This window comes from Blastococcus sp. KM273128 (assembly GCF_021698975.1).
Taxonomy (GTDB): Bacteria; Actinomycetota; Actinomycetes; order Mycobacteriales; family Geodermatophilaceae; genus Blastococcus.
On sequence record NZ_SSXA01000223.1, the window covers coordinates 1 to 265 of the forward strand.

The 265-nt window shown below is 75.8% G+C and carries 1 protein-coding gene; it reads right to left on the reverse strand.

Features of this window, described 5'->3' with window-relative positions; all coding sequences use genetic code 11:
• Positions 1–265, reverse strand: a 265-nt coding sequence (locus E9529_RS23035) for an HNH endonuclease signature motif containing protein (protein ID WP_236833310.1), incomplete at both ends; no start/stop codon positions are given.

Consider the following 265-nt stretch of genomic DNA (forward strand, 5'->3'; position numbering starts at 1 on the left):
CGGTGGTGTGGTGAGGACGCGGTAGCCCGGTGGTCGGGTGGTGCGGGTGACCCCGGTGGGGGTGGTGACGGTGAGCACCCCGTCTGCGTCGAGGGTGTGGGTCCAGCCGGGGGCGAAGGTCTTGAGCCGGTGGTGCCGCCGGCACAGGCAGCACAGGTTCTCGCAGGCGGTGGCCCCGCCGGCGGCGTGGGCGATGACGTGGTCCAGGTCGGCCCAGCCGGCGGGGGTGGTGCAGCCGGGGTGGCGGCAGGTGCGGTCGCGCAGC